The 10,917-nt window shown below is 40.9% G+C and carries 7 protein-coding genes; 6 read left to right on the top strand and 1 reads right to left on the bottom strand.

Translation table 11 applies throughout. The features are described 5' to 3' along the window. Nucleotides 1-691: 691 nt before the first annotated feature. The 6 genes from ACFFAP_RS30315 to ACFFAP_RS30290 all read left to right on the top strand — a co-directional run bounded on the left by ACFFAP_RS30315 (nucleotide 692) and on the right by ACFFAP_RS30290 (nucleotide 9,555). Nucleotides 692-3,535 (top strand): DUF3131 domain-containing protein, encoded by a 2,844-nt coding sequence (locus ACFFAP_RS30315; RefSeq protein ID WP_375514690.1) that lies wholly within the window; start codon nucleotides 692-694, stop codon nucleotides 3,533-3,535. A 226-nt stretch (nucleotides 3,536-3,761) separates the two neighbouring features. After that, nucleotides 3,762-4,808 carry a hypothetical protein gene (locus ACFFAP_RS30310; protein ID WP_375514689.1) on the top strand — a complete coding sequence of 349 codons (1,047 nt, stop codon included), beginning with the start codon at nucleotides 3,762-3,764 and terminating at the stop codon, nucleotides 4,806-4,808. Further along, complete coding sequence (locus ACFFAP_RS30305) at nucleotides 4,809-6,281, top strand: DUF3131 domain-containing protein (RefSeq protein WP_375514688.1); 1,473 nt, start codon at nucleotides 4,809-4,811, stop codon at nucleotides 6,279-6,281. A gap of 68 nt (nucleotides 6,282-6,349) precedes the next feature. Next, on the top strand, nucleotides 6,350-8,353 hold the full coding sequence (locus tag ACFFAP_RS30300) for a glycosyltransferase (protein WP_375514687.1): 2,004 nt from the start codon (nucleotides 6,350-6,352) through the stop codon (nucleotides 8,351-8,353). A 62-nt stretch (nucleotides 8,354-8,415) separates the two neighbouring features. Continuing rightward, entirely contained in the window at nucleotides 8,416-9,126 is a 711-nt protein-coding gene (locus ACFFAP_RS30295) for a PIG-L deacetylase family protein (protein ID WP_375514686.1), read from the top strand. 102 nt (nucleotides 9,127-9,228) lie between these two features. Beyond that, nucleotides 9,229-9,555 (top strand): STAS domain-containing protein, encoded by a 327-nt coding sequence (locus tag ACFFAP_RS30290; RefSeq protein ID WP_375514685.1) that lies wholly within the window; start codon nucleotides 9,229-9,231, stop codon nucleotides 9,553-9,555. Nucleotides 9,556-9,598: 43 nt separating this feature from the next. Here the strand turns inward: ACFFAP_RS30290 and ACFFAP_RS30285 are convergent, their stop codons facing one another. Beyond that, a complete protein-coding gene (locus tag ACFFAP_RS30285; RefSeq protein WP_375514684.1) occupies nucleotides 9,599-10,789 on the bottom strand; it encodes a SpoIIE family protein phosphatase in 1,191 nt (396 codons plus the stop codon). Between the last annotated feature and the right edge of the window lie 128 nt (nucleotides 10,790-10,917).

Genomic DNA, 10,917 nt, shown 5'->3' with positions numbered 1-10,917 from the left:
GGGGATGAAGGGGCTGCCGACGGCAGCCCCTTCATCCCCCTTTAAAATGATTATCATTATTGTTGAGGGAATAGTTTATTTTCTGGAAGTCCCGTCCTGTGACTATGCCTAAATGGTCTATATTTTTAATCTCAATATCTTTTACCTTAACCATGACAACAAAGTGTTCACAACAATGATATAAATTTAAATTTTCACATTTTTCGCTCCTATTTATCTAAGAAATTTTCTACTTAATCGAATGATAAAAAGGGGGAAGGGGGATGCTGCGAGCGCAGCCTCTCCTTTAATCATAATAATTATCATTATTTTGGAGGCTCTATAGATTTAATAGGAGTTATTCTTATTTAAGTCTAGTAAACCCTCAGATAAACTAGTTTTTATGTACTATATAGAGGCGTTTCATTGCGGTGTGACAGTTGTGGGTGCGGAATGTGGGATATATGCCAACAGAAGAACTCTTTGGGAAAGCAATGCTACTCGACTGAATCGATAAAGCCATTACGAAAAGAATAGACCTCAGGACTTACGCAAAAATCGCCAAAAACCTTAATTTATCAAACCGCCAAGACGCCAAGAACGCCGAGAATTCGTAGAGTGTGCGTAAGTTCTAGACCTCATAAAGCTCGATTTAGGAATATAACTGTACAGATGCACTATGCGCTCCTAACTCCTAATTCCTTTTTTGTATATGATATACAAACACCATCAACAAAAGCTCTTGAGATGGATTGCATTGTTCCTAGTGGGGACATTTCTGCAATTGTTGTTTTACATCCCAACACCAGTCCTATCCCAAAATTCCAGTAGCTGTAGCAATATTACAGCCCCACTCACATCGGAAGAACAAACTTATGCTCGTGCTGCTTGGCAGTATTTTGTCAAAAATTATCAGCCAGTAACAGGATTTACCAATTCTACCGGGGGTTATCCTTCTGGTACACTCTGGGATATGGGTAATTACCTGATGGCATTGAATGCTGCACGCTGGTTGAATATTACTGACCAAGCAGATTTTGATGCTCGTCTCAACAAATTTTTAACGACTCTCAGTAGCCTAAAGTTATTTGAGGATGCTTTGCCCAATAAAGTCTATAACGCAGCCAATGCACAAATGGTTGATTATGGCAACAATCCCCTTGAGCGGGGTATTGGCTGGTCTGCTTTGGATGTCGGGCGAATACTTGCGGCGTTTGATGTCATCCGTACCTGTCATCCGCAATATAATGATTGGCTCAAAGGAATTGTAGCAAAGTGGCAAGTGGCGCGATCGCTCAAAGATGGACAACTTTTTGGCGCTGCTGTTCTTCCAGACAACAAAACATTACTGGTGCAAGAAGGACGACTCGGCTACGAAGAATACGGCGCTAGGGGTTATCAACTTTGGGGTTTCTCTGCACCCAAAGCTATTTCTTTAGAACCATTTAAGTTAGTCGAAATTAATGGTGTGCAAATTCCCGTTGATACCCGTGACTTTAAAAGCACCAACGCTAATAATTACGTTGTTAGTGAGTCTTATATCCTTGATGGGATTGAGTTTGGCTTGCAAGGTGAGTTAGCTGATTTTGCAGCCAGGGTTTTAGATGTGCAAAAACGGCGTTATGATACCACAGGGCAGTTGACTGCTGTCACAGAAGATAATATTGATCAAGCGCCTTATTTTCTCTACAACACCGTTTATGCAAACGGTGCAAACTGGGCAACAATCACGGATGCTAATCAACCTTATCCACAATTTCGCAGCATCAGCACCAAAGCTGCTTTTGGTTGGCGCTATCTTTTTCCAGATAATGCTTATGCTCAAAAAGTTTTTGATGCTGTCAAGGATCTCCGCAGCCCTGATGATAGTGGTTACTATGCTGGTATCTATGAAGAATCAAAACAACCCAATAAAGCTTTGACAGGTAATACTAATGGGCTGATTTTGGAGATTTTATACTACAAAGCTAAGGGAAATCACCCTTTAATTGCTTCTGGTTCTGTAACTGTGTCTACTGGCAATCCCAGTGAAAATGCTTCTCCTGCAACACCTTCAAATCAACCGAATTCTCCTATTACAACTCCTACCGCAAATCAACCGAATTCTACTGTTACGACTCCTACCGCAAGCCGTGCGGATAGTTCTAAACCTACAGAAGTGGCTGTTGCACCCATTCCACCAGTGGATAGTCCCCAATCATCATCTAACCTCAAACTAGATCGACCACTGTCAGTAATTGAACGACGTTATGCTGAGGCGGCTTGGCGGTACTTTCAAGCGAATTATCACTCCAAGAATGGGCTGATTGACGATCGCAGTGATTTCAAAGGTGCAACCCTCTGGGGATTGGGAGATTATCTGGCAGCACTCCATGCAGCGCGATCGCTCGATATAATTACCCCTAAAGAATTTGACCAGCGCACCCGACATCTTTTAGCAGCCTTGACAAAGTTACCGTTATTTGCTGAAGAATTGCCGGGTCGGGGTTATGATACGCGATCGCTGCAATCAGTAGATTATGGTGGAAATCCGATTCCAGAAGGCAACGGCTGGTCAGCTTTAGATTTAGGTAGAATGCTGGCAGCGCTTTACAACTTAAAAACTTGTCATCCAGAATACACGGCTGCGGTAGATAAAATTGTGTTGGATTGGTCATATTTGCGTGTGGTGCGTGAAGGTATTCTCTCTAGTGCTACAACCGCCAAAGAACAAGATGGGCGATCGCTTACCCGCGTCAACCCTGAAACCCGCTTGGGTTATGAAGAATATGCCGCTCGTGCTTTCCAATTATGGGGATTTAATGTTGATGGTTCTGCTGTTGGAGGTGAATATCAAACTGCCTCAGTAGAGGGAATGAAAGTCCCAATCCAACGCCGTCGAAGAGATACTAACTCCAAAGTTAATCAATACACAGTTAGCAATCCATTCTTACTCTATGCACTGGAGTTTGGACTAGATCCACAAATGCGATCGCTCTTTGAACCAATTTTTCAGGCGCAAGCTGAACGTTACCGTCGCACTGGAACTCTCACAGCCTCAGCCACCACCCTAATTGATCGTAAACCTTACACTGTCCACAGTACAATTACTGGACATGGTGAGTCTTGGGTGGTTTTAGCAGATGACGGGCAAACTGTACCAAAGGGGCGATTGGTAAGTACAGCAGTCGCTTTTGCCTATCATGCCCTGCTTCCAGAAAACAAGTACAGTCAAGAGTTACTCCAAGGAACGACTGACTTATACAATCCATTAGCCGGATTTTATGAGGGTTTCTATGAAGCTACAGGTAAAACAGCAGTTGGTTTCACCAGCAGCACTAACAGTATGATTTTGCAATCCTTGCTGTACAAGGTGATGAATCGACAACCCCTAATTCGTCCGACTCATAGCATGAAATCTCCTTGGTGGCAAGCTGTTACCAAAGGAGACTCTGGACGAGGTTTACCTACTGCTGCCACACAACATACCAGGTTAATTTCTGATAGTTCTGGAAGTTACTGGGTTTCAGGGAGCAAAAATACTGGGTTAGTAACTGGCACAAAAGTCACAGAATAAGTTGAAACGCAACTCACTGTAATTACAAAGCTGTTTTTGTTATTAATCAGTTGTATTTGGGAATACTTGTACATGATGCAGTTATTAGTACAGTATGGCGGAAATAAACATACCATTTCAAATGGCGCAAAAGCTTGGAATACAATTCATTTGCCTTTTGAATGCGTGACTTCCGCCTTGCGGTACTAGCTTGAACTTCAAAATCTCTGATTATTCCTTCAAATCTATGAACAAGGCAGGACTGGCGCTGATGATGCTAATTTTACTAGGAAGCATCTTTGCAAGTAAAAATTTAATGGCGATCGCTGATGCCTCAAAGCAACTCGAAAACCGTAAATTAAACCGAACAACTTCCAATTATCCTGTACTACTGGGGCTGTACACCCCAGATTACATCGGAAATCAAAGTACAATTGACAGCCAATTGCGCCAAATCGATCAATGGGTTGGTAAGCGCCATTCTATTGCTGGATTTTTCTTTGATATCGAAGACTCGAATCCTGCCTACAACATCCCAGTTTCCCTAGAACAACTCAAGCACAACGGATACACAGCCTTTCTTAATCTCAAATCGACTCGTTCAGCAGCACAGATTGCTAGGGGAGACGTAGATAATTCTCTGCAAAAAGTGGCAAAAGCATACTCTGACTGGGCAAAACAAGGCGAGGGTCGTTTTGCGTTTATCGCTCCGTTGCAAGAGATGAACATTCCCGGAGAAGCATACAGCCAAGACCCACAGAACTTCAAGTTAGCTTATCAACGTATCCAAAAGATATTTAAAGAAGCTGGTGTATCTTCACAGGCAATCCGTTGGGTATTTGCGCCTAATGGTTGGAGTGAAAAGACTGAACATCGCTTTGAAAACTACTATCCTGGGAACAAGTCGGTAGATATCGTTGCCTTTAGTTCCTACAACTGGGGATATTGTAGTAATTCTTCTTGGAAACACTGGAATAGCCCAAAAGAAGTTTTTGAACCATATATCAAGCGGATGAAAGTTATGGCTGGCAGTAAACCGATTTTCATCGCTCAAACAGCTAGTACGAGTAATACGCAAAATGGTTTACAAAACACTGCCAAAGACCAATGGTTACAAGACTCTTACACTCAGCTAGCTGGGATGGGTGTAAGAGCCATTCTTTATTTCAATATTAATAAGGAATGTGATTGGGCAATTAACAGTAATAGCGGCAAATCTGCTGGTTATAAAGACGCGGTAAATAATTCGGCTTTCGGCTATTTATCGCCTGCTGAATTGGCAAAGAAGATATAAATGGCAACAAGCGGCATCAAAAGCATGATTTTACAATCAGTTTTGTACGCAACGGCAAATCAACAACCCCTGCTTTGTCCGAGTCCGGTGATGTGGCAATGCTCTCCTACTCCATCTACAATGGTTGCTGCCCCTGATAACTTTTACCCTGATGTCCAAACACCAACGCCACAAACCGTTCCAGAACCGATTGCTCCTATAGTCACGCCACTACCACTAAAACCAAAACCAACACCAGAAAAACCTGCTATTCCTTCGCCAACAACTTCTTTCCCACGATTGACCCAAGAAGCGGATCAAATTGCCGCCGGGCGAGCTTGGAAATATTTTGAGCGTAACTGGAATCCCCAAACAGGTTTAGTAAATTCGGTAGACAACTTGCCGTGGACAACTTGGTGGGATCAGGGTAGCGCCTTATTAGGAATTCATGCGGCTTACCAGTTAGGGTTATTGCCGCAAGATATTTTCCAAAAGCGGATGAACACATTGCTACAGACGTTAGAAAAACTGCCGCTACCTGCAACTGGTTTGCCTAACAAAGCTTATAGCACGCGTACTGCCGAAATGCGCAAACTCAATGACACCCCCGATCCTAAGGGTACAAGTGGTTGGTCAGCTTTGGATATGGCGCGATTTTTATTAGCACTGCATGTTATGCGATCGCATTATCCAGAGTATAGGGATTCGCCCAAAGGCGACAGCTTCGCTTCACGCATTAATCGCATTGTCGCTCGTTGGCATATATCGAAACTTGTCAAAGATGATTGGTTAAATGGTGCCATTCCTAGAGCAGACAAACTTCTCGAAGTGCAGGAAGGGCGATTAGGCTACGAGCAATACGCTGCCCACAGTTTAAAGCTGTGGAATCTTCAAGCTTCAAATGCTCTTTCCAATCCACCAGTAAAAACGGTTGAGATAGATGGAATTAAACTGCAAATCGACGAGCGTAATTTCAAAAACTCTGGAGCTACTAACTACCTAACCAATGACCCTTATTTACTCTGGGGTTTAGAAATGGGTTGGAATGATGCTGTTAAAGCTCAAGTGCAAAACCTTTTCAAAGTGCAACAACAACGGTTTAAACGTACTGGGATTTTAACTGCTGTAAATGAAGATTCCTTAGATCGTCCTCCTTACTTTCTGTATTACAGTGTCTACGCCGATGGTCAACCTTGGCAAGCCGTAAACACCACGGGAAAAACCTATCCCCAATTGCGGTTTTTCAGTACGAAAGCGGCATTTTCTTGGTTTGCACTCATGCCAGATGAGCCTTACACAAAAAGGCTGCGAGACTTTGCTCAAAATTTATCCGATAAAAATCGTGGCTATTTTTCAGGACGATATGAAAACTCCAAACTAGGTGTTAACGCTTCAGTTGACATTAACACGAATGCGATCGTTTTAGAAAGTTTGCTTTACCAAGCCAGAGGCAGACATCCACTTGTGCTTGACCCTTCGGAAATGAAAAATTAAAATTTAAAGTAATTAAATTTTTAATTTTTAATCCTCAATTTTTAATTCTTTTAATTACTGGTACTAACATGACTTCAGTTTCTATTAGTGAGAATTCCTCAAGTTTTACTGGCAACAGTCGCTCATCACTCAAAAAAAGAACGCTGTTGTTTCGCTACCTGGCAGAAATAAATTTAATTTTTGGCATCTGGTATTTGCAATGGCGCATTACCCATTCCATCAATTTTGATGCGCTCTGGATCTCTATTCCTTTGCTGATAGCAGAAATTTATAGCTATTTTGGTGGCGTAATGTTTGTAATTGGGTTATGGCGTCCTTTGGTGCGACAGATTAAGTCTCTCGACCAGATGATCCCATCTATACCCAGATCCGACTGGCCAACAGTGGATATGTTTGTCACCTGCTACAACGAGCCGCCGGAAATTGTAGAAGAAACTGCCAAAGCTGCTCTAGCAATAGATTATCCGCCAACAAAGTTACGGGTTTATGTCCTTGATGATGGTAACTCGGCTGATATGCGAGCTATGACAGAAAGATTGTGTATTGAGGATTTGCAGTCAGCACAACTACAGCGAGAAGCAAATCAAATTGATGCAGAACACTCTAGTTTGTTGGAACGCTTGAAGCAACTGGAAAATCTCACACCTAATACTCAAGCTGCTGAACAATGGCTGCAATCATCAGAATCGGTGGTTAACCAGTTTGCTAGCGAATTTGTGCAAAGTCTACGACAGTTTATTCTTTGGTTACCTCCACAGCATCAAAGTATAAGCGATTCTCCTGCAAAGACGCTACGCGAACGCTTAACTACCGAACGAAAAACCTTAGAAGAAGCTATTCGCAAAAAAGAACTGGAACTTGTGGAACTCTCCCGGTTTCGCTACATTGCTCGTCCCAAGACGCCTGGTGTGGCGCATCATGCTAAAGCAGGCAACATCAATTATGCAATTTTTTCTGGAGAAACAGCAGGAGATTTTATTGTTACTTTAGACGCCGATCACATTCCCAAGCCAAATTTTCTCAAGCGAGTTCTGCCTTATTTCTATACCTATAATCTTTCAACAGGAAAATACAACCAGAATCAAATTGCTTTTGTACAGACTCGCCAGGATTTTTACAATATTCCTCCAGGCGATCCTTTTGGACATCGAGCAAATTTATTTTATGGGCCACTTCAACAAGGTAAAGATGGCATGAATGCTGCGTTTTATACAGGCACAAATGCGATATTGAGGCGTGAGGCATTAGTTAGTGTAGGACTGCAAAATTTTGCTGATGAATTTGCCAAAGATGAAAAACGTTTAGATGAATTTGATTTAGTTGGTGGGGTATCGAGTAATAGCATTACCGAAGATATGAATACAGCCATGCGTCTGCATAGCGCTGGCTGGAAATCTATTTATCATAACGAACTTTTGGCAGAAGGTTTAGCGCCAGATGACTTGAGTTCTACTCTTAAACAACGGCTACGCTGGGCACAAGGAACTATTCAAGTGCTAATCAGAGAAAATCCACTGACAAAATCAGGGCTAACCTTTTGGCAAAGGTTGCAATATTTTAAGACGATGTATAGTTATTTCTCTGGTTTTGCAACTCTGGTTTTTATTTCTTGTCCAATTATCTATTTTTTTACGGACATTGTTCCAGTTAAAAGCTACGGATCTGACTTTGCCATACACTTTTTTCCAGCTTTTATTATCAACCGTCTTACTTTCCTAGCAGCTACTTGGGGCATTCCAGCTAGGGAAGTTTGGCGTTCGGAACAATATGCGATCGCTTTATTCCCCTTATTAATCCAAGCCGTATGGAGTGTGTTCACAGGACAAAAAATCAATTTCCAAGTAACACCTAAGCAACGCCAATCCGGGATTTATCTTCGGCTCGTTTGGCCACAGTTACTGGTCTTCGTCCTCACTATTTTAGGAATATTGTGGAGTCTTTACCGCTTTGCAATTGGTCATTTAAATAATCCTTTGGTTCACCTACTTAATGGAGCATGGGCTATCTATAACTTGTTACTTTTGTGGGCTATTATCCGCGCATCTGTTTGGCAACCTCCGAAAAAGGTCTAAGAAGGACGTAGGCACAAGGAGAAGACCTCTTAACTCCTTTTTTAATTTGAAAGAAAACAGCTATGAACACTTATTCAGACTTAAACAAATTTGGTCAACGAACTGTCTTAACAATTTATGCTCATGCTGATGATGAAGTTCTACCTGCTGCTGGCACTCTAACTCTGATGTCCAAGGCAGGATGGAATGTTCGTTGTTTAATTTTGACTGATGGTAGTCTTTCCAGTTCGTCTGTTAAGGGTACACGTCATCAAGAAGCAGATGCAGCTGGAAAAATCATCGGTGCAATTTACGAGTTTCATGCACTTGAGGAGTGCAATTTCTCAACACAAGCAGTGATTAAAGTTACTGAAGAAGCTATTGGGCGTTGGCAACCGGATCTGATTATTACTCATGCACCACAACCTGAAAAATATGGACATAGAGATCATGAAGTGTGTGCGATCGCAGTTTCTAATGTTGCTACGCGCAAAAATATATCTCTATGGTATTCAGCACCGCCTGTTTTTTTGCGTGGTTTTGAACCTAACTTTTTTGTCGATATTACCTCTGTAATTGAGGAAAAAGTTGCAGCTATCGGTTGTTATGAATCAGAGCTAAACAAAGCATTTATGCAACTTGATGCCATACTAGTTTTATCTCGTTTTTGGGCACGCGAGTTAGGTCAAAAAGATGGTTATTTTGAAGCTTTTGAAATTTCCCGACAATGTGTAGATGGTAGCTTTTTTTCTGCAATAGTAAATAATAATTGCCAAGCAATAAAACACAGCTAATTGCATATAACATCCAAAAACCCTGCTTTTTATATTGCGGTTTGCTTAGGTCGATGCCAAAATATAAATATATGTTGTCAAGCTAAAGAATAGGAAAAAACCATGAATTTGAGTGTAACCGTACTAGAATTATCTGGGATTTTAGATGGGATTAGAGGTAATGAACTACGTCGTGAAATTAGCGGACTTCTGACCAATGGAGCCGATATTTTGTTAATTGATATGAAAGAAGTAAAGTTTATCGATAGTTCTGGTTTAGGTGCTTTAGTATCAGCAATGCAAATGGTGCGAAATGCTAATAGTAAACTTTTTATCTGTTCTATCAGCGATCAAGTCAGGATGTTATTTGAACTGACTAAAATGGATAGAATTTTTCAAACCTTTGCTGACCAAGATGAATTCAATCGTCAAGTATTGGCAATACAGTAATCAACTAGACAAGACAAAATTTGAAGATGCAGATTTGATTATCCTAACCAAAGTTAATTTTAACCAAAGATAAGTCATCATCAAGATTATCTTGAGCATTTAAGGTGAGAATGTTCGCTAACAATTGATTTAGGTTACAGGTATCTTTCAGGCTATATTCCGTTAGTAAGTCAATGAAAGCATCAATACCCCAAATTTTACCGTCTGACTGATTAATTTCATAAGCACCATCACTAAAAATGTACAAAGTGCTATTTTCTTCAATCTCAAAAGCAGTATCCTCAAATTGGACATCAGGTAAAAAGCCAATTGGTAAATCTAAAGAACTTAGCTGTTTAACTTGGATGCTTGTTGTTGAGGTATTAGATAACAATAAAGCTGGTGGATGTCCAGCGTTGGCATAAATGAGTTGACGTTTAAGGCGGTGATAAACTCCATACCAGATTGTGAAGTATTTATCACCGTGCTTCGTCATTTGGAAGGCGTGATTGAGCGCTTTTAAGACTTCACTTGGTTGACAAAAGTTAGTGTTTGGTAAAGATTGCGATCGCAAAACATTCAACACAGATACAGATAGGAGGGCTGAACCTACTCCATGACCTGATACATCTAACAAATAAATTGCCAAATTATCCTCGTCGATCCAATGATGGTCAAAGCAATCACCCCCTAGCTGTGCTGAAGGAATAAACAGATTTTCTGTAGTTACTGCTCCTACAAGTGGTGAGGGTAAAAGCGATCGCACATAATCAGCAGCCTCAGCTAATTCTGCTTCCAAAATTTGTTTTTGGGTTTGTAAATCTTGATTTAGTTCCTCCAAAGCTTCTTTTTGACTTTGTAAATCCTGATTTAGCTGGTGTAATCTTAGCCCTGCTCTTACCCGTGCTTTCAATTCATTCATCTCTATTGGTTTAGAAACAAACTCGTCTGCTCCAGCATCAAGTCCCTTAACTCTATCTTCCTCCTCTCCTCGAGCTGCTCCTCTAGCAGTCAATAGAATAAAAAAAGTAGTTGCCAATTCTGGATCTGCCCTAATTCGACGACACACTTCTAACCCATCTAGCTGGGACATCATCCAGTCACAGATAATCAGAGCAGGACGTAGTAATTGTGCTAGTGTAATTCCTTCTTCGCCATTTTTGGCGATACTGATATCATAACCTTGATTATGGAGTGTTTTTTTCAGTACTGTTCGCACTATAGGGTCATCATCAATAACCAGAATTTTAAACATAAATTAAATTTTGCTAAGTAAAATGAAAAGTAAAAAATTGCTTTAATTAAACTTATATGCAATTTAGTTTGAAACGTATAGTGAAAATACTCAAATTAAATAAATTAATTACCGAATATGATCATCTC

It is taken from the genome of uncultured Nostoc sp. (assembly GCF_964245575.1).
Classification (GTDB): domain Bacteria; phylum Cyanobacteriota; class Cyanobacteriia; order Cyanobacteriales; family Nostocaceae; genus Nostoc.
Note: the sequence above shows the minus strand (reverse complement) of the source record. Positions and strands in the feature narration are given on the sequence as shown.

What these genes read in the sequence shown, in the direction of transcription:
- ACFFAP_RS30315 (WP_375514690.1), top strand. Translation starts at nt 692, where the DNA reads ATGATATACAAACACCATCAACAAAAGCTCTTGAGATGGATTGCATTG.
- ACFFAP_RS30310 (WP_375514689.1), top strand. Translation starts at nt 3,762, where the DNA reads ATGAACAAGGCAGGACTGGCGCTGATGATGCTAATTTTACTAGGAAGC.
- ACFFAP_RS30305 (WP_375514688.1), top strand. Translation starts at nt 4,809, where the DNA reads ATGGCAACAAGCGGCATCAAAAGCATGATTTTACAATCAGTTTTGTAC.
- ACFFAP_RS30300 (WP_375514687.1), top strand. Translation starts at nt 6,350, where the DNA reads ATGACTTCAGTTTCTATTAGTGAGAATTCCTCAAGTTTTACTGGCAAC.
- ACFFAP_RS30295 (WP_375514686.1), top strand. Translation starts at nt 8,416, where the DNA reads ATGAACACTTATTCAGACTTAAACAAATTTGGTCAACGAACTGTCTTA.
- ACFFAP_RS30290 (WP_375514685.1), top strand. Translation starts at nt 9,229, where the DNA reads ATGAATTTGAGTGTAACCGTACTAGAATTATCTGGGATTTTAGATGGG.
- ACFFAP_RS30285 (WP_375514684.1), bottom strand. Translation starts at nt 10,789, where the DNA reads ATGTTTAAAATTCTGGTTATTGATGATGACCCTATAGTGCGAACAGTA.